This is a genomic window from Cohnella panacarvi Gsoil 349, from assembly GCF_000515335.1.
In the GTDB taxonomy this organism is placed as follows: Bacteria; Bacillota; Bacilli; order Paenibacillales; family Paenibacillaceae; genus Cohnella; species Cohnella panacarvi.
In genome coordinates this window covers 3,676,696-3,703,015 of the sequence record NZ_KI911563.1, presented here as the reverse complement: position 1 = coordinate 3,703,015, position 26,320 = coordinate 3,676,696, and the positions used below count along the sequence as shown (strand labels likewise).

The window sequence follows — 26,320 nt, the reverse complement described above, 5'->3', positions numbered from 1 at the left end:
AATTTACGATTTCTGCATGTATATAAAATGATATTGATTTCGATATAACGATATTGTCATTTAAGATTAGGCGGTGTGTCTATTGAGAATCCACTGCTCGTTCCCGACGATGGAGCTTAGCCCGTACCTTATTCTTCCGGAGTCGGTCGGCCGGTACGCGGAGATGCCGGATCATGAAGCCGTCCGCGCTTCGGGCACGTTGCCGTATTTCAACCTGCACGTCGTCGCGAGCGGAGAAGGTTACGTCGAGGAAGACGGCGAACGGCGCTTGCTGCAAGCCGGCGACGCGTTCTTCTACTTTCCGAACCGGCCGCAGCGTTATTACTCTTGCACGGATGAACCGTGGGACGTGTACTGGATTCACTTCTACGGACAGTTGCTGCCGGAGCTGCTGACCGGGCAAGGACTGCGAAGCTCGATCGTCTGGTCGATCCATCGGCCGGAACGGCTGCTCGACAACTTCGAAGCGTTGATCGGGGAGGCGCAAGGCAGCAAGCTGCTTCGGCCGTCCGTCCTTTCAACGCTGACCTACGGCGTATTGGCGGAATTCATGGCCGAGGCGGTACCCTACCGCACGAGAAAATCGCCCGCTCCCGTCATCGGCATCGCCGATCTGCTTCCCGCCTTGCAGGATGCGGCTTGCGAGCCGTTCTCGCTCGAACGCTGGGCTTCCGAATTGGATGTCAGCGTCCATTATTTCTGCAAGCTGTTCCGTCGGACGATGCAAATGTCGCCGATGGATTTCGTCACGCTGTGCCGAATTCGCCGCGCCAAGCAGCTTCTGCTGGACGATCGGGACCAACCCGTTCAGCGAGTGGCCGAAGCATGCGGATATCCTAGCGCCAGTTACTTCATCAAACGGTTTAAGGAGAAAGAGGGAGTGACGCCTGCCGCGTATCGGTTGTTGCACGGGAGGTAGACGTTGGTGCGGTGTTGCGGTATGATAAACATATCGAAAAATGAAACTTAATTTCACTGAATGAAACAACATGCAAAGAGGGTGTCCGATGGCATTCGCATACGAAGGTCTGGATCACGTTCAATTGGCAGCGCCGGAGGGGTGCGAAACGGACGCGCGCGCGTTCTTCGGCGAACGGCTCGGCTGGGCCGAAATTCCGAAACCGGAGCCGCTGCGGGCGCGCGGCGGCGTCTGGTTTCAATGCGGCGCCCACCAGGTCCACATCGGCGTGCAGAGGGATTTCGCGCCGGCCAAGAAAGCCCACCCCGCCTTCCTCGTACGGAATCTCGGGGCTTTCCGCGAGCATCTGCGGCTCCGAGGAATCGCCGTCATCGACGATGATGCGCGCGCCGAGGAAGGCATCGAGCGGTTATACGTCAACGATCCTTTCGGCAACCGGATCGAGTTCATGGAGCGGCCTTGAGGTTACGAACTGGACGAGAGGATGGCAATAATCGACTCCGACTGCCGCCTCCGACCGGTTCTTCTTATCGTCACGGAATAACAGCCATTTGCATTTATTTCGCCCCCCAATGTGCCATCATCGCGAAATAGCAACGATGTGCAACTATTTAGGTTCTGTATCCGCCAACTCACGTCTTCGTGATCAAATAACCGTCGAACGGTTGTTATTTTCCCGCTACCGCCTGATTCCTCGAAAATTACTATCGAATGGTTGTAAATCCATCCTCTCGCCCGACTTGAACGCCTTGTCGGCCCGACAACATATGACATTCGTCATATATGTCCCCCTGACGTTTATGACTGTCTCGCCTTCCGGTCCCTCACCTACAATGATAGTAGTAGACTAGCGACTCGCAACCGAGTCCGAGGAGGAACCCGATTGGCGACATCCCCAGAATTGCAATTGAAGAGGAAGATGACCCCCTTCGAGAAGAACGATGCGAAAGCAAGCGTCCGACAACTCATCAATACGCTCGTTCCGCTTGCGCTTTCATGGCTAGCCGCTTATTACAGCTTGGCCGTCTCTTATTGGCTTACGCTTCCGATCGCCGTCATTACGGCCGGTTTCGTCGTGCGGACGTTCATTATTTTCCATGATTGCTGTCATCAATCGTTCTTCAAGAGCAAGCTCGCCAACGAGATCGTCGGCACGATTACGGGTATCCTGACGGTCGTCCCTTACCATCAATGGAAGACGACCCATTCCATCCATCACGCGTCAAGCAGCAACTTGGATAAGCGCGGAATCGGCGACATGTGGATCATGACGGTCGACGAATACGCCGCCGCGTCTCCGTGGCAGCGGTTCACTTATCGCTTTTATCGCAATCCTCTGGTCATGTTCGGCTTAGGGCCGATTTATATTTTCCTCATCGACTACCGGTTCAATCGCAGAGGTGCGAGACGCCGCGAGCGAATCAATACGTACGTGACGAACGTCTCCATCGCGTTACTCTACGCCTTGCTGTGCTGGGCCGTAGGTTGGGAAGCGTTCCTGCTCGTTCAGGCCCCTGTCTTCTTCTTCTCGGGACTCGCGGGCATCTGGTTGTTCTATGTTCAGCATCAATACGAGGACTCCTACTTCGAGCACGAAGAGGAATGGAGCTACGTGAAAGCCGCGGTCGAAGGAAGCTCGTATTACAAGCTGCCTAAGGTGCTGCAATGGTTCACCGGCAATATCGGGTTCCATCACGTCCATCACCTCAGTCCGAGAGTGCCGAATTATCGGCTGGAAGAAGCGCATAACGCTACCCCGCCTTTGCATAAGGCGACGACGATCGACCTCCGCACAAGCTTGAAGTCGCTCCATTTCCGTCTGTGGGATGAAGAGAACAAGAAGTTCATCGGATTCAAGGAATTTAAACGCGGGAAACGAGCCCGGAAGCTTGCCGCTTAATCGGCGCTTTGGAGCGAACGAGCATGCCTATCGGACGGTTATGATAAAATAAGAGACATAAAGCCGTACGCGAGGGGGCGCCGACAATCCAAAAGTGGCATCAGACGTTTCACCGCAATACCGGCCTAAGCCCTTACGTATGGGTCGTGTTCTGCATACTGCCTTTCTACTTCATCATTCACTCCTCGTCGATGCTGGAGACCGTCATCGGCATCACGATGGTGATTACGTTCTTCGGATGTTATGCCCTGTCGTTCCTGGCGAAGGGATGGCAGATTTACTTCTGGACCGGCGCCCAGATCGCGATCTCGGTCGCCATGACCGTTGTATACGGATACGTCTATTTCTCTTTGTTTCTCGCTTTTTTCATTGGCAACATCCGCAATCGAGCAGGATTCTTCACGTTGTATACGATCCACCTCGTGGGCACGATCGCTACGATCAACTACGGATTCGTCACCAAGAACTCGCTCCTGCTCACCCAGTTCCCGTTCGTTCTCATTAGCCTGATCGCGGTCATCCTGTTGCCGATCAGCACGTACAACCGCAACAAACGGGAGCAACTGGAGGGCCAGCTCGAGAACGCGAACAAGCGGATTTCCGACCTCGTTAAGCTGGAGGAACGGCAACGCATCGCCCGCGACCTTCACGATACGCTGGGCCAGAAGCTGTCGCTCATCGGTCTGAAAAGCGATTTAGCCATGAAACTGATCAGCCGCGACCCCGATCAGGCGCAGGCCGAGCTGCTCGACGTCAGATTGACGGCCAGAAGCGCGCTCAAGGAAGTCCGGGAAATCGTCACGAATATGCGCGGCATGCGGATCGAGGACGAAATCGTCCATATGCGGCAAATGTTGAAGGCCGCGGAGATCGAACTGAGTCTGGAAGGCGATTCGAAGTCGATCTCCATGTCGCTGCTGAGCGAGAACGTCGTAAGCATGTGTTTGAAGGAAGCCGTCAACAATATCGTGAAGCATAGCCATGCCACGAGCTGCACGGTATCGATGGAATCCACGGACTCGGAGCTTCTCATCAGAGTGACGGACAACGGGGTCGGATTGGGCAAGCTTGACAAGATGCCGGACAAACCGCTAGGCAATACCCAAGGCAACGGCTTGCGCGGCATGAAAGAACGTCTCGAGTTCATCAACGGGAGTCTCGAGATCGAGTCGGGGAACGGAACGACGCTGCTGATGCGGGTGCCTAATCTCGTCAAACAACCGCTCGAGGAGGTCAGATCATGATACGGATCGTCGTCGCCGAAGATCAGCGGATGCTGCTCGGCGCTTTCGCGTCGCTGCTCAATTTAGAGCCGGACATGGAAGTCGTAGGCCAAGCGGGCAACGGCAAGGAAGCGGTCGAGCTCGTTCGCCGGCTCAAGCCGGATATCTGCCTGATGGATATCGAGATGCCGGTCAAGAGCGGGCTGGAAGCGGCCGAGGAGCTCAAGGACCACGGCTGCAAAGTCATCATCCTGACCACGTTCGCGAGATCCGGTTATTTCGAGAAAGCCATGAAAAGCGGGGTTCGCGGCTACTTGCTGAAGGACAGCCTGATCGAAGAGCTCGCGGATTCCATTCGCAGCATTATGGCCGGACGCCTGATCTACTCCTCCGAGCTGGTGGACGAAGCGTACCGCGAGGAGAATCCGCTGACCGAACGGGAACGCGAAGTGCTCGGACTGGTCGCCGACGGCAAGACGACGAAGGAAATCGCCGGACAGTTGTATATTACGACGGGCACCGTGCGCAATTACATCTCCGTCATCCTCGATAAACTCAAAGTATCGAACCGGATCGAAGCCATTACTCGGCTGAAGGAGAAGGGTTGGTTCAAATAACAAAATCCTGCTAGGGCATTACGAGCCCGCAGCAGGATTTTGTTGTTTAAGGCAGCAACGTCTCCCCCATCAAGTACCGGTCGCACTCGCGGGCGGCTTCGCGCCCTTCGTTGATGGCCCAGACGACGAGGCTTTGGCCGCGACGCATGTCTCCGGCGGCGAATACTCCGGGCAAGTTCGTCGCGTAATTGCCGTATTCGGCTTTGGCGTTCGAACGTTCGTCCTTCTCCACGCCGAGCTGGTCTAACACCGTCGGCTCGGGTCCGAGGAAGCCCATCGCGAGCAATACGAGCTGCGCCGGCCATTCGCGCTCGGAGCCCGGCACTTCGACCGGACCGAATCGCCCGTCGGCGCCGGCTTTCCATTCGATCTCGACCGTGTGCAGCGCCTTTAGATTGCCGTCCTCGTCCCCGACGAACCGTTTCGTCGAGATCAGGTACTGACGCGGGTCGTTCCCGTACAGCGCTTTCGCTTCCTCTTGGCCGTAATCCAGCTTATACACCCGGGGGAATTGCGGCCACGGATTGTTGGCCGCGCGCGTCTCCGGCGGCTTGCCCATAATCTCGAACTGCGTGATGCTGTTGCAGCCATGCCGCAGCGACGTGCCGACGCAGTCCGTGCCGGTGTCGCCGCCGCCGATGACGATGACGTCTTTGCCTTCCGCGGAAATGTACGTCTTATCCTCGTGATCGGAGTCTAGCAGGCTCTTCGTATTACCGTGCAGAAACTCCATCGCCAGATGAATACCTTTCAGCCCGCGCCCTTCGATCGGCAGATCTCGTCCGTTCGTCGCCCCGCCGCAAAGCACGATGGCGTCGAACTCCTCCCGCAGCCGGGCAGCCGGGAGGTCTCGACCGATTTCCGTACCGGTTACGAACGTAACGCCCTCCTGCCGCAGCAGCTCGACGCGCCGCTCCACCGTCCGCTTATCCAGCTTCATGTTCGGAATGCCGTACATCAGCAATCCGCCGACGCGATCCGCGCGCTCGTACACCGTTACCGAGTGGCCCGCTTTGTTGAGCTGCGCCGCGCACGCCAGCCCCGACGGCCCGGAGCCGACGACGGCGACCTTCTTGCCGGTGCGCACGGCAGGCGGCTCCGGCACGATCCACCCTTCGGCGAACCCGCGGTCGACGATCGCCTTCTCGATGTTCTTGATCGTAACAGGCGGGTCATTGATCCCTACCGTACACGAACCTTCGCAAGGCGCTGGGCATACCCGTCCCGTAAACTCCGGAAAATTGTTCGTCTGATGCAGCCGGTCGAGCGCCTGCCGCCACAGCCCGCGATACACGAGATCGTTCCACTCCGGTATGACGTTGTTGACCGGGCAGCCGGCCGCCATGCCGTTAATGATCTGCCCGGTATGGCAGAACGGAATGCCGCAATCCATGCATCTGGCGCCTTGTTCCCTCAGTTGCTCCTCGGACGCCTTAAGCTGGAATTCCCTCCAATTGCGGATGCGTTCCAAGGGGTTCATCTCAGGAGGCAATTCCCTTCGGTACTCCATGAAACCGGTCGATTTCCCCATCGTTACTCCTCCGTCGCCTCAGGCTTAGTTGCCGCTTACGCGGGACAAGTCCTTCATATTCGCTTCGAATGCGGCCATCGCGGCTTCGTTCGCGCCAAGACCTTCCGTCGTAAGCCGCTCCATCGCCTCGAGCATCCGCTTGTAATCTTTCGGGATCACCTTCACGAACTGCGGCAGCCGTTCCTCCCAATGCTCGAGCAGCGAGAGCGCCCGTTCGCTATCCGTGTACCGGGCATGCCGTTCGATCATGCGGCGCAGCATCTCGGACTCCACCTCGTGCCCCATACGCTCCAGCAGCACCATCTCCAGATTGCATCGATCGAGGAACGTGCCGTCCTCATCCCATACGTACGCGATTCCGCCCGACATCCCCGCGGCGAAATTGCGCCCCGTTCTGCCGAGAATAACGACGCGTCCGCCCGTCATATATTCGCAGCCGTGGTCGCCCACGCCTTCGACCACGGCGTATACGCCGCTGTTCCGAACGCAGAACCGCTCGCCCGCAATGCCGCGAATGTAAGCCTCTCCGCCAGTAGCTCCATAGAGACCGACGTTGCCGACAACGATGTTGTCCTCCGCCTTGAACGCGGCTTCCTTCGGCGGAGCGACGATGATTTTGCCGCCGGACAGCCCTTTGCCGACATAGTCGTTCGCGTCCCCGAACAGCCGCAACGTCATCCCGCGCGGGACGAACGCGCCGAAGCTTTGTCCCGCCGAGCCGTGGAAATCGAAGCTGATCGTATCGTCGGGCAGCCCCTTGGCGCCATAGCGCCTGGTGACCTCGCTGCCCAGAATCGTGCCGACGACCCGATTCGTATTGCGGATCGGCAGCGTCGCGCGGACCGGATTGCCTGACGTTAACGCCGGTTCAGCGAGCTTAAGCAGCTCCGACCGATCCAGCGAACGATCCAAGCCATGGTCTTGTTCGGTTGAACGGTAACGGCCGACGTCCGAGCCGACCTCCGGCTGGTATAAGAGGGGCGACAGGTCGACTCCTTTCGCTTTCCAATGCGCGATCGCTTGACGAGGGTTCAACCGATCGGTCCGGCCGACCATCTCGATCATGGTTCGGAAGCCGAGCCGAGCCATGATCTCCCGAAGCTCCTGCGCCACGAATCGCATGAAGTTGACGACGTGCGCAGGATCGCCGCCGAACTTCGCGCGCAGCTCCGGATTCTGCGTGGCGACGCCGACCGGACACGTGTCGAGGTGGCAGACGCGCATCATGACGCAACCGAGCGCGATGAGCGGAGACGTCGCGAAGCCGAATTCCTCCGCGCCGAGCAGCGCCGCGATCGCGAGGTCGCGGCCCGTCATGAGCTTGCCGTCCGTCTCGACGACAATGCGGTTGCGCAGGTTGTTGAGCACGAGCGTCTGGTGCGTCTCCGCGAGCCCGAGCTCCCACGGCAAGCCCGCGTAGCGTATGCTCGTCTGCGGCGACGCGCCCGTGCCGCCGTCGTAGCCGCTGATGAGCACGACGTCGGCCCGGCCTTTGGCTACGCCCGCCGCGATCGTGCCGACGCCGACCTCCGACACGAGCTTCACGTTGATCCGCGCCCGCGGGTTGGCGTTCTTCAGATCGTGGATCAGCTCCGCCAAATCCTCGATCGAATAAATATCGTGGTGCGGAGGCGGCGAGATCAAGCCGACGCCCGGCGTCGAGCCGCGAACTTCCGCGATCCACGGATACACCTTTCGCCCCGGCAGTTGACCTCCTTCGCCCGGCTTCGCTCCTTGGGCCATCTTAATCTGAATCTCGTCCGCGTTGACGAGATAATGGCTGGTCACCCCGAACCGTCCCGAAGCCACCTGCTTGATCGCGCTGCGACGGGAATCGCCGTTCGCGTCCGGCACGAACCTGGCCGGGTCCTCGCCGCCTTCGCCCGTATTGCTCTTCGCGCCGAGCCGGTTCATCGCGATCGCCATGCTCTCGTGCGCCTCCTTGCTGATCGAGCCGTAAGACATCGCGCCGGACTTGAACCGCTTGACGATGTCGTCGACCGACTCCACTTCGTCGAGAGGCACGGCATCGCCGTCGGACGCGTTGAACTCGAGCAACCCGCGCAAAGTGAATAGCTGCCCCTGCCGTCCGTTAACCGCCTCGGAGAACTTCTTGAACAGCCCGTAATCGTTCGTCCGGCACGCCTGCTGCAGCGCATGGATCGTCTGCGCCTGGTAAATGTGCTCCTCGCCGTCCCTGCGCCATTGGTACTCGCCGCCAGGCGGCAGCACGAGCTCGCTCCGCTCCTGCTGAGCGAACGCTTTCATATGTGGGATTAAGGCCTCACGGGCAATGACGTCCAAACCGATCCCCTCGATCCGCGATGGCGTCCACGTAAAATATTCGTCCACGAACGATTGCGACAACCCGACAGCCTCGAAAATTTGCGAGCCTCGGTAGCTTTGGATCGTCGAGATGCCCATTTTGGACAATACCTTCACGACGCCTTTAATTGACGCCTTCATATAGTTTACGATCGCCTTATCGTGCGTGATGTTCACGAGAAGCCCTTGGCGAATCATGTCCTCCAGCGACTCCAGCGCCAAATAAGGATTGATCGCGCTCGCCCCGTACCCGAGCAGCAACGCGAAGTGATGCACCTCGCGCGGATCGCCCGACTCCACGAGCAAGCTGACCTTCGTGCGCGTCCCCTGCCGAATGAGGTGGTGGTGCAGGCATGCCACGGCGAGCAGCGCCGGAATGGCCGCGTTGTCCCGATCCATCCCTCTGTCGGATAGGATGAGCAGATTGTGCCCGTGCGCAATGACGCGGTCGGCCGCCTCGCACATTCCTTCGAGCGCCGCTTCCAATCCGGCCGCGCCTTCGCTCGCTTCGAACAGCATCGGCAGCGTGATCGACTTGAAGCCGGGCCTGCGAATATGCCGAATCTTCGCGAACTCCTCGTTCGTCAGAATCGGCGATTTCACCTTGATGTGCCGGCAGCTCTCCGGCTCGGGACGCAACAGGTTGCGCTCCGGTCCGATCGTCGTCCCGGTGGCCGTAATGATCTCCTCGCGAATCGCGTCGATCGGCGGATTCGTCACTTGCGCGAACAGCTGCTTGAAGTAGCTGTAGATGCGCTGCGGGCGCTCCGATAGGACCGCGAGCGGCGCGTCGTAGCCCATCGAGCCGATCGGCTCTACGCCGCTTTGCGCCATCGGTTCGAGCACTTTGCCCAACTCCTCGTACGTGTAGCCGAACGCGCGCTGGCGCATGAACACCGTCTCGCGGCCTTGCTTCGGCAATTCCGGCGCGTCCGGCAGCTCCTCGAGCTCGATCAGATGCTCGGCCAGCCATTCCGCGTAAGGATGCTGGGACGCAATGCCGTTCTTGACTTCCTCGTCGGATATAATCCGGCCTTCCTTCGTATCGACGAGCAAGATTCTGCCGGGACGCAGACGTTCCTTGCGAACGACGCGTTCCGCAGGAATGTCGAGCACCCCGACTTCCGAGGAGAGAACGATCAGATCGTCGCTCGTCACGTAATAACGCGACGGCCGAAGTCCGTTCCGGTCCAGGAACGCGCCGATGCGGGTACCGTCGGTGAACGCCATCGCCGCCGGTCCGTCCCACGGCTCCATCAACGCGCCATGATACTCGTAGAAAGCTTTTTTGTCCGGGCTCATGCTCTCGTGATTCGCCCACGGCTCCGGCACCATCATCATCGCGGCGTGCGGCAGCGAACGGCCGGACATGTACAGGAACTCGAGCGCGTTATCGAACATCGCCGTATCGCTGCCGTCCTGGTCGATGACCGGCTTGACTTTGGCCATCTCCGATTCCGGGCCGAACAGCTCCGAGTAAGCGAGCGACTGGCGCGCGTGCATCCAGTTCACGTTGCCCCGCAGCGTGTTGATCTCTCCGTTGTGAATGATATAGCGATACGGATGCGCCCGTTCCCAGCTCGGAAACGTGTTCGTGCTGAACCGGGAGTGGACGAGCGCAAGCGCCGTCACGACATCCGGGTCCTTCAGCTCCGAATAGTACGAGTCGACTTGCTCCGGGACGAGCATTCCCTTGTAGACGATCGTACGGCAAGACAAGCTGGATACGTAGAAGGATTCTCCGCCTTGTTCACCGCTATATCGAATCGCTTGCTCGGCGCGTTTGCGGATGACGTACAGCTTGCGCTCGAAAGCGAGCTCGTCGTCGCCGACGTCCCCCTGCTTCCCGATAAACACTTGCCTGATATACGGCTGTGCCGCCTTTGCCGTCCGGCCGAGCAGCTCGTCGTTCGTCGGAACCGTACGCCAACCGACGAGCGTCTGTCCTTCTTCCCGCACGATCCGCTCCAGCCGCTGCTCGAACGTCCCGCGGAGCGTTTCGTCCCGAGGCAGGAACAGCATGCCGACCCCGTAATCCCCGGCTTCGGGAAGCTCGATCTCCGACCGTTTCAGCTCGCGCCTGAAGTACGCGTCGGGAATTTGCAGCAGAATGCCCGCGCCGTCGCCGCTGTTCGTCTCCGATCCCTGTCCTCCCCGATGGTCCAAGTTCCTTAATACCGTTAATGCCTGCCCTACGAGCTCGTGCGATTTGCGCCCCTTAATGTTCGCGACGAACCCCATGCCGCAGGCGTCGTGTTCATAGCGGGGATCATACAGCCCTTGCTTCTCCGGTAACCGATTCCGCATCATCGTGTGCAACCTTTCTGTTCGTAGAATGAGGTTTTAAGCACGCACGACTGACTGGATGTCTATCTATTGTTAATTCAAGATTTGAGCCGATATTCCTTTTTTTGCAAACCACTCCGTTACGGGATGTCTGCAGGGAGGAAGGCGCTGCAGTTCGGGGTGGTCGAACCGTAAGGAGTAAAATGTCCCATTGATGCGCTGCAGTTCGGGCTAGTCGAACTACAACTCTTCCGCCAAAAAAGAGCACCCCCGCCAAAGGGCGAGGGTGCTGGTCAACTATTTTCCGATAAACTGCTGCGTCCAGTAAGGCTTGCCGTCTTCCACGATGTAACCGACGCCAAGATGCGTGAACGAGCCGTTCATGATGTTGGCTCGGTGTCCGGGCGAGTTCATCCATGCGTCCACGACCGCTTGCGGCGTCTGCTGGCCCATAGCGATGTTCTCGCCCGCCGAGTTGAAGGTGACGCCGAAGTTGCGCATCATCGCGAACGGATCGCCGTAAGTGGGGGACTCGTGCGCAAAGTAATTGTTCGTCGCCATGTCCTCCGACTTCGCCTTCGCGGAGCGGTTCAAGTTCGCGTCCGATCCCGAGCACGGCTGCAATCCGGCTTGCGCCCGCATCTGGTTCGTCAGCGCGAGCACCTGTGCCTCGAATCCGCCCAAGTTCTGGTTGGACGGAACGTTGATCGTCTGATTCGGATAGATCGTCGCGTCGCCCGACAGCGCCGGATTCGACGATAGCAGCTGCTCGACGCTCACATGGTACTGCTGCGCGATTTTCCACAACGTATCGCCTTGCCTCACGACGTACGCATTCGAGGGCAGATTCGTGACGACCGAGCTGACGTGCGCCTTCATGCCGTTGTCATTGTCTTGTCGGCCGCAACCGGAGCCCATAACCGTCAATGCGCACAACGCCGCAACAAGTCCAAGTAACACCCGCTTGTTTCTTACGTTCATAAGCCGCCTCCTATAGAAGGTTGAACCGGATGCTGCGGCTTATTGTCCCCACACTTACGCGGCCTCATTCGGATTACGAAAAAGCTGGACGACTTGCACGAACACGGCCGGAAACTCCAGATCCGGGAACGTCTGCTGCTTGATTTGCGTCGTCGAATAAAATCCGTACCCGAGCACGAGCAAACACAGAATAACGACGGCGACGCCGTTCTTCAAACTGATTTTCGTTAATCCGCTCACTTGCGGTTCTCTCTCCTCTGTCTAAGTTGCATGATAGCGACCGAATTTGTACGGACTGTGTACGGAGAATACAATGTCGGTTTACCTGTGCTTCGGCAGCCGTACGGAAATCTTCGTGCCTTCGCCGACGCGGCTCGAGACTTGGATGTCGCCGCCGTGCAAATCGACGATGCGCTTCACGATCGACAGGCCGATGCCGTGCCTTGTATCCTTTGTGACTATTGTGCGTCTCTCTCCTGTACCATTATAACGGCGGAATTTGTACGGAGTTTGAACGGATTCAATCGTATGTTATCTTCCCTGGGATGGAAGACCTGCAATGGTGCAGTTTGTGAGCTCGGTGAATCCCATTGGATGACCATTCCTGCGAAAATACTGTTATTATGCGGTGATGGCGTCCATCTGCGTTACACTTAACAAATACCTGTATCATTGCAGCAACTGACCACATGATGCGGCATTGAGCGTAATTCACCTGCACATATGCAGGTTTCGGTGATCCGAACGCCAAAGAGCCCCGAACGAGTCGGGGCTGGGAAGCGCCTAAACCATTACTCCGCCGGGAACAGCAGCGTCTGGATCGAGTGTGCCGGGATCGTCGTCTCGGCGACTTGGTCGCGGTTGCGGAGAATGTACGGCACTTCGGCATCCGTACGGTTCAGGACGACGACCGCGAGCGTGCCGTCCGTGTTCTTGAACGCCGTCGTCGAGAGCTGCCCGGTGTACTTGGACGAGCCGACGCGCACCGCGCCCGGGCGGATGTATTTGCTGAAATGACCGATGTAATAGTAAGAGCTCTGGAACGTGAGCGAGTCGTTCTTCGTATTCGCGATGATCGGCGCGTCGCAGAAGTTCTCGACGTGGTTCGGTCCGCCGAGCTCGTCGAGTACGATGTTCCAGTCGGTCCACGCTTGCATCCAGTTGTTCAGGTTGCCGATGATGTCGTGCGCGTAACGCTCCCCGCTCCTCCAAGACCCGAGCTGCACGCCGCCTTCATGGCACCCTTCGGTGAAAATAAGCCCTTTGTTCGGGTACCGATCATGCGTCACGGACAACGCGTCGAAGTGATCTCCGGAGTACCAGTGGAACCCGATGCCCCAGATGTACGGGCTCGCTTCCGCGTCCTCGTAAGCGACTTTGGCGCGGTCGTAAACGCGTTCCTTGTTGTGATCCCAGATCATGAGGCGGATGTCCTTGCGTCCCGCTTCCCACAGCTTCGGTCCGAGATAATCGCGAACGAAGTCTTTCTCTTCTTCGGCGGAGTAGATGCAAGAATCCCACGGTTGAACCGCTTTGGCTTCGTTCTGCACCGTCAGGCCCCAGACCGGAATGCCTTCCGCTTCGTACGCTTCGACGAACTTAATATAGTAACGCGCCCATGCGTCGCGGTATTCCGGCTTCAACCCGCCGCCGTTGTTCTTCTTGCCGTTCGTCTTCATGAACGGAGGCGGGCTCCACGGGGATGCGTAGAACGTGAAGTCATGGCCGACCAGATCTCGCGCGCCTTGGATATACGGGATGATCTTTTCCTTATCGCGGCTAATATCGAACGTCTCCAGCTTCTCGTCGCCGTCTTGCACGTAGTCGTAGTTGCCGAGCGAGAAGTCGCAACTGCCGATATGCGTGCGGACGACGTTGTAACCGATGCCTTTGTCCGCGTCGAAATATGCCTCGAGGATTTTGTTGCGATTTGCTTCTCCGAGCTTGTATGCCGTAACCGCGGAAGCTTCCGTGATCGCGCCGCCGAAGCCGATGATTTGCTGGTATTTAACGTCGTCGTAGACGTTGATCAGTTGGTTCTCGATGCCTTTCGCGTCGTCGCGAAGGACAATCGCTTCTTTCTCCGTCAATCGGTCGGACGAGCCTTGGGACGTCTGTATGACTCTGACTTTGCGTTCTGACATGATGATGCGAATCTCCTTTCGATGCCCGTAATGGTATAGTTTCATTATAAGAGGATTCCTGCAGGCTTTTGTAGAAACAATATGGCTGTATACCTCAACAATCCGGCTAGTTAAACGAGAGGATCCTTCATCGTGAAACCGATTAATGTGAACTTATGCGGATATTCGCAGCACCTTGAGCCGTTCAGGCATCACTTCGGAAACGGCCTTGAAACCTATATTGTCCGTTTGCAATTCGAGGGAGTGTGCCAAGCGCTGATCGAAGGGGAATATGCCGCGATCGAGCCGGGCGAGCTCATGCTATTCCGACCGGGGGACATCTACGATCTGCGAATCGGCAAGGCAGAGAACCCGGTGAAGGCGAGCGCCGATTATTTCATCATGAGCACGGGGCCGGGAATGGACGAGTGGTGGGCAAACCGCCAAAGACCGACGAAGGTGAAAATAGCCGAGGATAGCAAGCTGATCTCTCAGTGGCACCAATTAATCGCGGAAAAAAGAAGACTGGACGGAGGAGATCCGCAGCTCGTTACGCTGCTCGTCTCGACGCTGCTCCTTATGCTGGACAGGGCAATCGATGAAGCGCCGAGCGCGCAATCTTCTTCCGCGTTCCATGCGATTCGCATGAAAAACTACATCGAAGCGAACGTATCCCATACGCTTAGGCTGGAAGACGTCGCCCGGGATTCGGGGCTAAGCGTATCGCGGGCCGTGCATTTGTTCAAAGAGCATTACGGAACGTCCATTATCGGCTATGCGCAGCAAGTCCGAATGGCGCACGCGCTCGAACTGCTGCACCACAGTCCGCTGTCGCTAGAACAAATAGCCGCCGAGACGGGTCTCGGCAGCTACGCGTACTTTCATCGTATTTTTCGTGCGCAGCACGGCATTTCTCCCGGCGCTTACCGGAAGAAGCATGCGGCTAAAAGCTGGCGGAGTGAGTGAGGAACGTTGCAACGGCCTGCGAGACACGCCCGGTTCATCGCTCAGTTCACTCCGTCCGCCACCTCTTGCCTGATTGCAGTGTTAATGCCCCGCGATCGCTCTTCTCCCGATCATCCGAATTTGGCCGCGATGGCTGAGCTCGTCCTCGACCACATGGAACCACATGAAGTAATGGTTCGCTTCTTTGCCGTACCAGAATGGCTCCTGGATCGCTAACCAATCGTCGTCGACCGTCTTGAAAAGCTCGAACGTGCGGGCGCGCACTTCTTCTAGCTGACGCAAGTAAAACTGCAAGTCGTTGCCTTTAATATGCTCGCGGCCTTCTTCCCCTAAGTCGAGTGCCGGGCCCCATCGCTTCATCTCTTCCTCGTTCAAATCTTTTCTTTTCTCGAACGTGTATACCTGATAGAAGTATTCGACCGCCGCCATGTGCGACAGTAACGCGCCGATCGAGTTGCTTTGCTCGTCTAGTTGGAAATCCAGCTGCTCGACCGTTAGATCCCTGACCGCTGCGGTAACCGTATATCTCGCGTAGTTCATCATGGAAAGAAGTCTGCTGATCTGCGGCGTGTACCCTGGCTGATCCGTTACGAGATAGATGTTGTCCATATTGATCATGTATAGCCTCCTGGGCATAAGGATTGGGAATCTATTCTATCATGAAGCTGCTGGATTTCAATCCAGTACGAAATATTCCTCATGACGCGCCAACACCCGCTCATTCATGCGCTTAATCAATCGCGGCGTTAACTTCCGGTATCGGTCGTAGATGGCCTGCATGGCCGTCCGAAGCGAATCGTGCGTATCGATATCCTGCGGCTTAGCCATCGTCCATTCGCCTTCGTTGTTAAGCTTTCTCCCGATAGCGGATTGAACGTGTTCGAGCGTCTCGACAAGCTCCGGATCGTCGAAGTAACGAATAGCGTTTGTCAATTCGTCCCAAACTTTATACTCGATCATATAGTAAGCGGAGAACCAATAAAATTCCGCGAGCGTGCCCGTATGATTATGATAGGCGTAAAAGAGATAGAGCGCCCGTTGACCCTCGGACAACTGCCGATAGATTTCCGTTTTGGCAGGAATGTCTTTGCCCCGAATCGAGAGCAGCATCGGTTTGACGCTTAACCAGCTTAATTGTTCGGAACGTAACTCTTCTCGATGAATCGCAGCTTTCATTTCAGTCCGCCTCCCGTAAAAACCCTACAATATTTTACCACGGCAAAGGCGCTTAATGGTTTATTTTACCTACTCTTTATCTGGCTTCCGCCCTGCGTTGAGAACGTATGAAAAAGGGCAGCCGGGAACGTAATTTCCAGGCTGCCGCTAAGGAGCATAGTAAATATTATCGGAGATTGCGTCGGTTTTTGCCAGGTAATTTTGTTAAATATAGTTATATTGTAAAGCGTTACGCTGATATTTGACTGCCTGACTTAAGATACTGCGACGATTTCGGCGCAGCGGCGGTGAATAGCGCGATATTATCGTGTTACTGCGACGATTTCGGCTAATCCCCTGCTTCCGCAGGCGACAGCAGCCCGCGCTCCAGGCACGTCGCGACCGACAGCGAGCGTTCGCCGTCCGCGAAACGGATGCGAAGCTGTTCGCGATCCGCGTTCGCGATTACGCCGATGCCGAACACGCGGTGGGAAACGGTTAGCCCGGCGACCAATCCGGACCGGCGCCGTATCGCGTTCGGAGCGATCTCTTCGACAGCCGCCTGCTGCCCGCCGCCTTTCGGAACGGCGCGAACCTTGCTATAGCGGTTGTCCTTCGCCGGATTCATGATGTCCCGGACCGCCGACACGAAGCGCGATTCCGTCACTTTCGATCCGTCCCGTTGCTGGTAGGCGATGAGCTCCAGATGCCGCTTAGCCCGCGTCATCCCGACATAGAACAGCCGGGTCGCTTCTTCTAGGCTGCCGCCCATGCCTCCTTCGCTCCCGACGCCGGCTTTGATCTCCTCTGAGGAAGGAATAACCCCTTCCGCCAAATCGATCATGTATACTCGCTCGAACTCCAATCCCTTCGCGCTATGCATCGTGGACAAGGTCACCGCCTGCTGCCCGCGCTTAGCCTTCGCCTGTCTAAGCGCCTTCTCCAGTTCCTTCAGCCGAGCCGCGAAATCCTCCATCGTCTTCAGCGGCTCCGCGATCTCTTCGAGCGTGTTCAGGATACCGATCAAGTACTCTTTGCGGAACCCGAGCCTCTCGCACATTTTCTCGATCGATTTCTCGTAACCGAGCCGTTCGCGAATCACCTTGATCGCCTCGAGCGGCGGCATCCCGCGCATCTCGATGAAAGTATCACGAGCCAGCTCGATCTGCTTGACCTGATAACCTTGCAACGTCACATTCGCGAGCAAGTTGTCGAACACCGACTCCCCATTGTTGATCATGAGCAATTGCGCCATCTGCTGCTTCGTCACATACCCGCTCACTTTCGTATGAATGCGCTCGAACAGCTCCGGCCGCCTGTCGGTGAACGTCATCCGCATGAAATTCAGCACGTCCTCGACGACCCAATGCGAGAAAAACCGATTGTCCGAATCTTTCATATAAAAAGGAATGCCTGCCCGGTCGAGCGCGTTCATCAATGCGATCGAAGAAGAGTTATTGCGATAGAGTACCGCCACTTCCGCGAGATTGCCTGCTTTGCGAACCTCCTGCACGATGTACTTCGTCTGTTTCGGGTATTCCGAGAAACTCTTGATCGCAACCGGTTCATTCGGCGGATTGTCGGTCGTCATCTTTTTCTCATAGCGATGCTTATTGCGCTTAATGAATTCGTTCGCCACGTTAACGATGTCGGCTGACGACCGGTAATTCCGCGACATGAACAGGGTATTCGCCCCCGGGTAGACGTCCTTGAAGTTCAGTAGGTACGCCGGCTCCGCCCCGCGCCAGCTATAGATCGACTGGTCGTCGTCGGCGACGACGCACAGATTGCCGTGCGTGCGCACGAGTTTCTCGACGATTCGGTGCTGCACGAGCGAAGTATCTTGACTCTCGTCCGTCAGCACGTAATCGTAACGGCTTTGATATTGGCGCAGCAACGCCGGACGCCCCTCGAACGCCTGCTCGGCGATCGTCAGCAAGTCGTCGTAATCGAGCAGCGGCCGGTCCGGGTCCGCGCGTTTGATAGACTCGTACTCCCGCATGACGCGCTCCGCCTGCGGCACGTCGGTCTTGTGGGTCGACCATCGCTCCTCGGGAATCATTTTATTTTTGAGGTAGCTGATGTAGGTCAACAGCTCGTCAAGCTGATCGTCGGTCACGTTATCGCCGTTAATCGTCCGGAACAGCTCCCGCAGCATCATTCGCTTATGCAACTTCGGCGTGCCGGATGGCGACTCATCCCGTTCCCCGTCCCCTTCGACCATCTCGAAGCTTTTTCCCGCGATCCGAAAATAGTGCCGAACAACCTCGTATGCCAAACTATGTATAGTCGAGAAATCGACGGACGGCAGATGAGGGAACAATCGCTCGAACCGGTCCTTCATCTCCGCCGCCGACGCCCGGCTGAAAGTAACCGCTTTGATCCGCCGCGGCGGTACGCCCTTCTCCTCGATCAAGTAGCCGATGCGCATCATGAGCGTCGTCGTCTTGCCCGAACCCGGCGTCGCCAGCAGCAGCAACGGGCCATCCGTATGCAGCACCGCTTGCTTCTGCTCGTCGTTCAGCGAGACTCCGGTCTGTTGCTTCATGCGTTCGAAGAACGCCTCCGTTACAGCTTGCATGACTCTATGACTCCTTTTTGTTCTAGCACGTTCTACGAGTATATCATGTCGCGGACGCGCAAAACCCGCCTCATTATATGGAATGAGACGGGTTCGTTATTGTCGCTCTCCGCGACAATCCGAGCGTGGATTGCCGTTGCCGGTGCGTCATTGTCGCTCTCCGCGACAATCCGAGCGTGGATTGCCGCTGCCGGTGCGTTATTGTCGCTCTCCGCGACAATCCGAGCGTGGATTGCCGCTGCCGGTCCGTCATTGTCGCTCTCCGCGACAATCCGAGCGTGAATTGCCGCTGCCGGTGCGTTATTGTCGCTCTCCGCGACAATCGAGTACCGACCTTCGCGCTTATAGCCACTCGGACAGCTTCTTCCTGCCGCGCCGGATGAACGATTTGACCGTATTCTCGGAGCAGCGCAGCCTCCTCGCGATTTCGCCGTAGGGATACGACTTGAATAGTCGCATATACAGGGCGGTTCGCATCGGCGCCTTGAACCGAAGGAGCAGCTTTTCCAATTGACGCTCGAACTCTCGGTCCAAGACGGTTTGCTCCGGCGCGGCCGACGATAGCGGCTCCTTGCCGCTATCGAACCGCAGCAACGTCATCCTGCGCCTGCGGCGCCAATGGTCGACGAATAGCCGATAGCCGGTTAGAAAAAGCCATTCCTTAGGATTCGGAGGCAAGCTCTCCTGCTGGCACAGCCGCAAGAAGCTCTCTTGCGCCAAGTCGCTCGCTTCCTCCGGATCCCGGGTCAGCTTGCACAAATATCGGTTCAAAGGCACGGCGTACGCGGCATATAACTCATCCAGCTTCGCCGCTGCCGGCTTCATGCCCATCGTCGCCTCCTCCCGGATCGTCCGGCGACAAGAGCGTCACCCGTCTGCCGTCGAATTCGAGCACCGCTTTGCCGTCCACGTTCATCGCGTCCAAATACGCTTGCGGAATTTGCAGCCGGCCGGCGCGGTCGATGACGACGTACTCCGCGTGACGATCGCCGAACTTGGAGCCCTCCGCAGCCTCGTGCGCCCGCTCCTCCTCCCGCTTCACCCACTCCGTGCTCGTCATGCCGTCGCGAATCGCGACGACGCGGTCCACCTTGTCCGCGACGGACAAATCGTGCGTGACGATGACGATCGTGACGCCCAGTTCCCGATTCAGCCGCCGGAAAATGCCGAGAATCTGCTCGCCCGTGGCGCTATCGACCGATCCCGTCGGCTCATCCGCCAGCAACAGCGGCGGACGGTTCGCCAGCGAAATCGCGATCGCGACGCGCTGTTGCTCGCCGCCGCTCAGTTGCACGAGACGGCTGTGCATGCGGTGCTCCAGCCCGACCGCGGTCAGCAGCTGTTTGGCGTAGGCGCGATCCGCCTTGCCTTGGATCAGCATCGGCAACTCGACGTTCTGCAGCGCGGTCAAGTAAGGAACGAGGTTGCGCGCGTTATTTTGCCAGATGAATCCTACCGTACTGCGTTTATAAGAGATCAATTGCTCCTTCGTCATCTTGAGCAAGTTCCATTGCCCGACGACGGCTTGCCCCGCGGAAGGCCGATCCAATCCGCCGAGAATGTTCAGCAGGGTCGACTTTCCGCTTCCGCTGTTGCCGATGATCGCCATCATCTCGCCTTGCGCCACCGTCAAGTTGAGGCCTTGGAGCGCAACGACTTCGATGTCGTCGGTTTTGAATATTCTCACCAAGCCTTCGCAATGAATCAACGCCCGCGTCTCCCTCCTCGTTATCTCTCCTCGCCCAGCTTGACGGCTTGCGACACCTTCAACCGACGCAACTGCACGAGCAGCAGAACGACGCCCGCAGCCAGCATCGCGCCGGTCGCGACGTACAGCTTCTGCATATCCTCAGCCTCGAACACTACCCGGAACGGCGGAATTTGCTCCGCGACCTCCGTGCCCCCGCTTTGCAAGAACGGCAGGAACAAGCGGCTGGCCGCCATGCCGAGCAGGATGCCGATAGCGACCGACAAACCGGTCGTGAACAACTGCTCAAGCATGAGCATCGTCGTCACCTGGCCGCGCGACAGTCCCATCGCCCGTAATATCCCGAGCTGGACGACCCTGCGCGATAGCGTGAAAAACCAAAAGATCAAGTACCCAAGCAGCGAGACGAGAAGCGACAGCAAAAAGCCGAGGCTCAGAATGCCGGATACGCCGCCATGGGCCGGATGACCGCGAAGCTTCGTGAGCTCCGTGCGCGCGTCCTTCGCTTCCACGATCGCAACGCCGCGATCCGCCAACTGATTCAGCGCCGGAGCGAGCTTCGCGCCGTCCTCCATGGACAGCCATACCTCGTACGGAATTTTCTCGATCTGCTGGTACAAGTAGTCGAGGTTCGCGATGAAGAACGGCGTACCCTCGTCGTACATGCTCGGCCAATACGGCACGATGCCGACGACGACGAGATCGACCGGCTCGTTGCCGTACCCGATCGAAAGCCGCACCGGGTCTCCTTCCTTCAGGCTGTGCTTTTCCGCGAACGATGCGGATACGAGCACGGCCTGCTCCGTCATCCCGAGCGCGTCCAAGTAATAATAGGGATGTATCGGATACATATCCTTGCGGAAAATAGCAGTCTTGGCGAAGCTGACGTTGTCGATGCCCATGACCTGGACGTTGCCCGCGCCTTTGCCGCCGATATCGGCTTTGCCCGTCGCCTTCAGAACGCGGGAGGCCGCTTCTACCCCTTCCAGGTTCGAGTACGATTGGAACGACGGCTCGTTGTAGTAGATTTTGTTCTGATCGTTCTCGTCTTGCACCCCTTCCCACGCCGCTTGCAGCGTAACCTCTCCGCCGTGCCGGTACGTCGTGCGGTCTTCCGCGTTGACGTCGATCGTTCGGGCTGCCGAGGCGTTATACACCCCGAGCCCGATCGTCAGAATGAGCAGGATCATAAGCGGGTAGAAGGTTGCCGCCGAACGGGCCAACTGCGTCAGCGTAAGGTACATCGTCACGGGGACCCGCCTGTTCGCGACGATATGCCATAAGCGCAGCAGCAACGGGAACACGCGTAGACACAGAAGCCCCGCCGAGAACAGGAACAGCGCCGGTATAATGAATAAGTAAGGCTGGATTTGGGCGTCGTCCCCGCCGGGCACGACGGTGGAGATTTGCCCGCTGCGCAGCATGTACCAGCCGGCCGCCGCCGCGAGCAGCAAAGCGACGTCCACATAGAATCGCTGCCAGAACGGTGGCTTATCGACGCGCGCCTTCTGCTGCGTATAAGCGATGATCGAAGCGTCCGCATAATGGCGAATCGGGGCAACCGTCGCGATGACGGCCAAGAGAGTCGCAGCCCCGCCGAACAACCAGACGGCGTTGTTCGTGCCGACGGGGATCGCCTTGCGCCCTACGAAGCTGAGGAACCCGCTGGACGAACCGATCATGGCGGCCAAGAACCATGCGATCCCTACGCCGATGAGCAATGCGACCGCTCCGAGCAATAGCGCTTCGATCGCGTACAACGCCGTTATCTGGCGCGGACTCGCCCCCCGGCTGTGCAGCACGGAGATGTCGCCCCGCTGCCGGTCGAGCGACTGCTTCGCGCTCATCGTCACGTAATAGAGCACCATTGCCAACACCGGCGCCGCAAGGGCGAACAGCATCGCCTGCAGCAGGATGCTTTGGCGATTGAAGTCGTGCAGCATATCGACGAACGATAGATTAACCATCGCGCCATCCAGCATGCGATGGAGGTTAACGTCCAGCCGCTCCAGCTCTCCGATGAGGGACGGCAGATCGCCGATCCGAATGTTGCGCAAGTCGAAGGCGTAATACCAGCCTGCGGTGCCTAGAGTCAGCTTCTTCTCGCCTAATAGCGCGCCCGTCATTGTCTCCCGGCTGACTAGCAGCGTCTCGGCCAGCTTATCCTTGCCGTCGACCGCAAGCCGCAAGTCGGTCTCGTCTTTCAGCTTGTAAGCGCCGACGATTCGCACGGTCAGACGCTTCGTCTTGCCGTCTTCGTCTTTAGCGTTGTAAGTGAACCCGTCGCCGAGCTTCCAGCCGTTGCGGCTCATCGTCTCGTTCAGCACGGCCGCCTCGACGGCGTCGTTCTTGATCCCATCCTCAGGCAATCGCCCGGCGGTCAGCTCGATCAAATCCTCGATGCCTTGTTGCGACCCCAGCTCCATCCGCGTCAACCGGCTCGTGCCGGCGGAACCCGTCTCCGCTTGGCGCACCGTGGACGGCATAAGCGCCATCCGACTCGAATACGCGTCGACCGGAAATCCGATCCGTCCCGGAAGCTCGCCGGCAATCCAGCCGTCCGCTTCCGCGAGACTTTCCAAGTCCGTCTTCTCGCCGCTCTCGCCCTGATAGTTCATATAGAGGGAGGCGGCGGGCAGTCCCTTCGTCTCCTCTTGCAGCGACTTCTCCACCAGTCTCTTGAGCGTCCCGTCCGCGTACATCGGAATGCTCATCGCGAACGCCGCCGCTACCGTAAGGCCTAACAGCGTGCTGAACGTGAACCAGCGGTTTTGCCACATTTTCAGGATCAAATAGAGCAGGATGCGCATTATTTCCCCACGACCTTCTGGCCTTCCTCCAGCCCTGAGATGATCTGAACGTCCGTCACCGTCTGCAAGCCGACCCCGACGTCCACTTCTCCCTTCGTACCGTCCGCATTCGCGACGAGCACGTAGTTGCGGTCGTTCTGGCTGCGGAGCGCCGCCAAAGGGATGTACAGGGCGTTTTCCCGCCGTTCGACGACGACGGATGCGGACAACGGGGTGCCGAACCGCGCTTCTTCCGGCAGCTTATCGACTTCGATCAAGGCGTAACCGTCGAGCGAGTCGGAATCCGAGGAACCCCCGTCGACCGGCATTCTGCCGACTTTTCCCTTCAACTCGCCTATGGCATTCAGGCTGACCGCGGTTTCCATGCCCGGGGCGAGACCGGACAGATCGCCCGAATCGAACTTCACGGCAACGACAAGGTCGTCCGTATCGGCGATCCGCCCCACTTTCTCGTAAGCCCGGGTCAAGTCGCCCTTCTCCGCCGTAAAATTGACGATCGTGCCGTCGTACGGAGCGACGAGCGTAGCGTTCGCGAGTTTCCCCCGCAGCTCCTCGAGCTCCTGCTTCAGAAGCTTATAGTCGAGCTGAGCTTTGCGAAGCGCGATCCCGTTCTGCTCGGATTCGCCCCGCATCGCGTCCTTGAGGTCGAGCTCGGCTTTCTCGATCTCGATCTCCTTGCGGGCGATTTGGTTAGCCGTGTCTCCCGTCTCCAGCCTAGCCAGCGTCTGCCCTTTCTTCACGCGGTCTCCGGCTTTCACGTACACGTCGGTAACGCGCCGGTTGTCCTCCGCGAACGTCAAGTTATCCTCCCTGGCGGACATCAGCTTGCCCGTTCCGGTAACGCTTGCGACGAGCGTGCCTTTCTTCGCCGGATATTCCGGTTTTTGCGAGATTTTCGGAGGGCGAATTTCGGGCAACGTCTCCGGTTCCTCTTCTTGCGGCAGCATCGAGCAGGCCGTCAGGAGCGCAAGGCACGCTGATAGCATCAGCAAAGCCCCGGCAATACGCCGCCTCCTACTCTTGTACGATCCGGCCGTCGGCCATTCGATAGACAAGGTCAGCCGCCTCCCATAGCGTAGAATCGTGCGTCGTCATGCAGATCGCGATGCCCTCGGTCGCGGCGATATCCCGGAACGCCGCGATGACGCGCCCGGCCATGACGGTGTCGAGCTCCGCCGTCGGTTCGTCGGCGAGCAGCAGATGCGGGCGGTGAGCGATCGCCTTGGCGATCGCCGCCCGCTGCTGCTCTCCGCCGGACAGCTCGGCAGGCCGGTGATGCATCCGCTTGGTTAAGCCGACGAGCTCGAGGCAATGCGCGACCCGAGTTTCCCACTGCTGCCTCGGGACGCCTGCCATTCGCAAGCTCAGCAGCACGTTCTCCCAAGCGGTGAGCAGCGGCAACAGCGCGGACGATTGAAAGATAAAACCGATTTCCTGCCTTCGCAGCACGGTCAACCTCTTGTCATTCCACGTATGAAGCGGACGCCCGCGAAACACAATGTCTCCCGATGTCGGGCGATCAAGTCCGCCGAGCAGGTTGAGCAACGTGGTCTTACCCGAGCCCGACCGGCCTCGAAGCATCGTCAAGCTCCCCGAGGCGACGGACATGTCGATCCCTTTCAGGACCTCGACCGTCCGCGCGCCCGATTGAAAAGCTTTGCTAACGTTGCGAACGTCGAGCATCATTGCCCATCCTCGTCCACGACCGCTTTCGTCAACAAATCTTGTCCCTGCGTCTGAATCGCGGCGAGCGCGTTATCAAGCGTTTCGGCGCCGTCAACGACTTTCTTGATATAGTCGGAAGCCATCGTAGCGAAAGGTTCGGCGAAACCCGCAGGCAGCTCCTGCAGCAGCAATTGCGTATTGGCGCCGTGCGCGTAGAACGCGTCGATGTTCTTGCCGCCGGCGTCTTTCTTGTAAGCCGTGCGGGAGGACAAGGCGGATGGCCCTTTCATGCCGGTTTTGGCCAGTTGCTCGCCGTTGATGTATTTCACGAGCTCCCATGCGGCGGATAAGTTCTGGGATGAGGCGTTAATGGAGAACACCTCGTCCAAGCTCAAGCTCCCGTCGACGTCCGGCTGGGAAGGATCGACCGGGATCGTGACCACGTCCCAATCGAAGCTCTTGAACGGGCTCGGTCCAAGTTTGACCTCGCCGCCATCTGAGGATGATTTCGCACCGCCTTCGATCCTGATCGCGCCTCCGAGCTTCGATCCCATGTCCATCATGTCCATCATCATCGGACCGTCGATCGTCATCGCCGCTTGTCCGGACTGGAACCGCATCGAATCCGGACCGAAGGTGATCGCGGCACCGCCGCCTCTGCGAATCATGACCTGTCCTTGGCGTAGCCCGTCCTGCATTCCGCCGCTTCCCGGCATCGTGACGCTTCCCGACTTATAGGCGTCGATCACCGATTGGAAGATCGCTTTCCATTCCGGCGAAGAGATCGTCACCGTACCGGCATCGGCATCCGCGTAGGAAAGTCCCTTGGCTTCGCCGATCGTGCGGATCAAAGCGAACGGATCTTGGGCGGAGGATGGCAGGGATATGCCGAATAACGCGTCTTCTCCGTCCCTTTTCACCGGAAAACGGGCAGCCAGCTTCATAACCTCGTCCCAGCTCATGCCGTCCGTCGGATGAGGTATCCCGTTCGAGTCGAACAAACCCTTGTTGTAGTACAGCGCATAGCTGGAGAAGCTCGGACTAAGCCCGTACAGCTTGCCGTCTCCGCGAGCCTTAAGCAGCTCGATGACGGAGGGCTGGAAAGCGCCGATATCGAACTCGTCTTGTTTGGTCACTGCGTCGAGGTCGTAAAGCTTGCCTTTCTTCGCCAACGCCGCGTACTCGTCCTCGTTTAAGTAGAGAACGTCCGGCTGCTGCTCGTCGATCAGCTTCTCCATCGCCGCGAGCGGGTCTTCCGCATCGAACACGGACTGCGTGGAGACGACCTCCACTTCGACGTTAGGGAACATCGCTTGGAACGCGTTGCCGTACTGCGTATAGAAAGCCTGGTCATTGAAGTAAGCGACCTTAAGCGAGCCTTTGTCCTCCCGGTCGAGCTTCGCGAGCCCTTCCTTGTCGTTGCCTCCCGACGAGCACGCCGACAGAGTCAGCGTCATCGCGAGGCACAACAACCCCGCCTTGGTTCCGTTCACCCTTCTCATCGTTTCTATCACCCTTCCATTAAGTTTG

At 58.3% G+C, this 26,320-nt stretch carries 22 protein-coding genes; 6 read left to right on the top strand and 16 right to left on the bottom strand.

Going from position 1 to position 26,320, the window contains the following annotated elements; translation table 11 throughout:
• Nucleotides 1-82 precede the first annotated feature (82 nt).
• The 5 genes from COHPA_RS0117850 to COHPA_RS0117830 all read left to right on the top strand — a co-directional run bounded on the left by COHPA_RS0117850 (nt 83) and on the right by COHPA_RS0117830 (nt 4,659).
• Complete coding sequence (locus tag COHPA_RS0117850) at nt 83-919, top strand: helix-turn-helix transcriptional regulator (RefSeq protein WP_027087514.1); 837 nt, start codon at nt 83-85, stop codon at nt 917-919.
• An 88-nt stretch (nt 920-1,007) separates the two neighbouring features.
• Nucleotides 1,008-1,382, top strand: coding sequence for a VOC family protein (locus tag COHPA_RS0117845; protein WP_027087513.1), 375 nt, complete (start codon nt 1,008-1,010; stop codon nt 1,380-1,382).
• Between the two features lie 420 nt (nt 1,383-1,802).
• Complete coding sequence (desA, locus tag COHPA_RS0117840) at nt 1,803-2,819, top strand: Delta(5) desaturase DesA (RefSeq protein WP_027087512.1); 1,017 nt, start codon at nt 1,803-1,805, stop codon at nt 2,817-2,819.
• Nucleotides 2,820-2,905: 86 nt separating this feature from the next.
• Nucleotides 2,906-4,063, top strand: coding sequence for a sensor histidine kinase (locus COHPA_RS0117835; protein WP_035119634.1), 1,158 nt, complete (start codon nt 2,906-2,908; stop codon nt 4,061-4,063).
• On the top strand, nt 4,060-4,659 hold the full coding sequence (locus COHPA_RS0117830; protein ID WP_027087510.1) for a response regulator transcription factor: 600 nt from the start codon (nt 4,060-4,062) through the stop codon (nt 4,657-4,659). The genes COHPA_RS0117835 and COHPA_RS0117830 overlap by 4 nt, the downstream gene beginning before the upstream one ends.
• 46 nt (nt 4,660-4,705) lie before the next feature.
• On the opposite strand, the gene COHPA_RS0117825 is transcribed toward COHPA_RS0117830, so the two are convergent.
• From COHPA_RS0117825 to COHPA_RS0117800, 6 genes are all read right to left on the bottom strand, one after another.
• Entirely contained in the window at nt 4,706-6,190 is a 1,485-nt protein-coding gene (locus COHPA_RS0117825) for a glutamate synthase subunit beta (RefSeq protein ID WP_027087509.1), read from the bottom strand.
• A gap of 24 nt (nt 6,191-6,214) precedes the next feature.
• Nucleotides 6,215-10,825 carry a glutamate synthase large subunit gene (gene gltB, locus COHPA_RS0117820; RefSeq protein ID WP_027087508.1) on the bottom strand — a complete coding sequence of 1,537 codons (4,611 nt, stop codon included), beginning with the start codon at nt 10,823-10,825 and terminating at the stop codon, nt 6,215-6,217.
• A gap of 273 nt (nt 10,826-11,098) precedes the next feature.
• Nucleotides 11,099-11,782, bottom strand: a complete 684-nt coding sequence (locus COHPA_RS0117815; protein WP_027087507.1) for a CAP domain-containing protein — start codon at nt 11,780-11,782, stop codon at nt 11,099-11,101.
• Nucleotides 11,783-11,836: 54 nt separating this feature from the next.
• Nucleotides 11,837-12,022: a hypothetical protein gene (locus COHPA_RS0117810; RefSeq protein WP_027087506.1), complete on the bottom strand. Its 186-nt coding sequence runs from the start codon at nt 12,020-12,022 to the stop codon at nt 11,837-11,839.
• A gap of 81 nt (nt 12,023-12,103) precedes the next feature.
• Complete coding sequence (locus COHPA_RS26175) at nt 12,104-12,244, bottom strand: ATP-binding protein (protein WP_281173027.1); 141 nt, start codon at nt 12,242-12,244, stop codon at nt 12,104-12,106.
• 329 nt (nt 12,245-12,573) lie between these two features.
• Nucleotides 12,574-13,926, bottom strand: a complete 1,353-nt coding sequence (locus tag COHPA_RS0117800; protein WP_035121264.1) for a glycoside hydrolase family 30 protein — start codon at nt 13,924-13,926, stop codon at nt 12,574-12,576.
• Between the two features lie 132 nt (nt 13,927-14,058).
• On the opposite strand from COHPA_RS0117800, the gene COHPA_RS0117795 reads away from it, so the two are divergent.
• On the top strand, nt 14,059-14,871 hold the full coding sequence (locus tag COHPA_RS0117795) for a helix-turn-helix domain-containing protein (protein WP_027087504.1): 813 nt from the start codon (nt 14,059-14,061) through the stop codon (nt 14,869-14,871).
• Between the two features lie 81 nt (nt 14,872-14,952).
• Here COHPA_RS0117795 and COHPA_RS0117790 read toward each other — a convergent pair whose 3' ends face one another.
• The 10 genes from COHPA_RS0117790 to COHPA_RS0117750 all read right to left on the bottom strand — a co-directional run bounded on the left by COHPA_RS0117790 (nt 14,953) and on the right by COHPA_RS0117750 (nt 26,292).
• A complete protein-coding gene (locus COHPA_RS0117790) occupies nt 14,953-15,489 on the bottom strand; it encodes a DinB family protein (protein WP_027087503.1) in 537 nt (178 codons plus the stop codon).
• 57 nt (nt 15,490-15,546) lie between these two features.
• A complete protein-coding gene (locus tag COHPA_RS0117785) occupies nt 15,547-16,047 on the bottom strand; it encodes a hypothetical protein (RefSeq protein WP_027087502.1) in 501 nt (166 codons plus the stop codon).
• Nucleotides 16,048-16,375: 328 nt separating this feature from the next.
• Nucleotides 16,376-18,607: an ATP-dependent helicase gene (locus COHPA_RS0117780; RefSeq protein ID WP_027087501.1), complete on the bottom strand. Its 2,232-nt coding sequence runs from the start codon at nt 18,605-18,607 to the stop codon at nt 16,376-16,378.
• A gap of 73 nt (nt 18,608-18,680) precedes the next feature.
• Nucleotides 18,681-18,959 carry a hypothetical protein gene (locus tag COHPA_RS25665; protein ID WP_156926691.1) on the bottom strand — a complete coding sequence of 93 codons (279 nt, stop codon included), beginning with the start codon at nt 18,957-18,959 and terminating at the stop codon, nt 18,681-18,683.
• Nucleotides 18,950-19,438, bottom strand: coding sequence for an RNA polymerase sigma factor (locus COHPA_RS24580; protein ID WP_084761035.1), 489 nt, complete (start codon nt 19,436-19,438; stop codon nt 18,950-18,952). The genes COHPA_RS25665 and COHPA_RS24580 overlap by 10 nt, the downstream gene beginning before the upstream one ends.
• Nucleotides 19,404-20,315: an ABC transporter ATP-binding protein gene (locus COHPA_RS0117770; RefSeq protein WP_027087499.1), complete on the bottom strand. Its 912-nt coding sequence runs from the start codon at nt 20,313-20,315 to the stop codon at nt 19,404-19,406. Before COHPA_RS0117770 ends, COHPA_RS24580 begins: the two co-directional genes overlap by 35 nt.
• 20 nt (nt 20,316-20,335) lie before the next feature.
• Nucleotides 20,336-23,125, bottom strand: a complete 2,790-nt coding sequence (locus COHPA_RS0117765) for an ABC transporter permease (protein WP_027087498.1) — start codon at nt 23,123-23,125, stop codon at nt 20,336-20,338.
• Entirely contained in the window at nt 23,125-24,180 is a 1,056-nt protein-coding gene (locus tag COHPA_RS0117760) for an efflux RND transporter periplasmic adaptor subunit (protein ID WP_035119622.1), read from the bottom strand. The genes COHPA_RS0117765 and COHPA_RS0117760 overlap by 1 nt, the downstream gene beginning before the upstream one ends.
• Nucleotides 24,140-24,811, bottom strand: a complete 672-nt coding sequence (locus COHPA_RS0117755; protein WP_027087496.1) for an ABC transporter ATP-binding protein — start codon at nt 24,809-24,811, stop codon at nt 24,140-24,142. Before COHPA_RS0117755 ends, COHPA_RS0117760 begins: the two co-directional genes overlap by 41 nt.
• Nucleotides 24,808-26,292, bottom strand: coding sequence for an ABC transporter substrate-binding protein (locus COHPA_RS0117750; protein WP_027087495.1), 1,485 nt, complete (start codon nt 26,290-26,292; stop codon nt 24,808-24,810). Before COHPA_RS0117750 ends, COHPA_RS0117755 begins: the two co-directional genes overlap by 4 nt.
• Between the last annotated feature and the right edge of the window lie 28 nt (nt 26,293-26,320).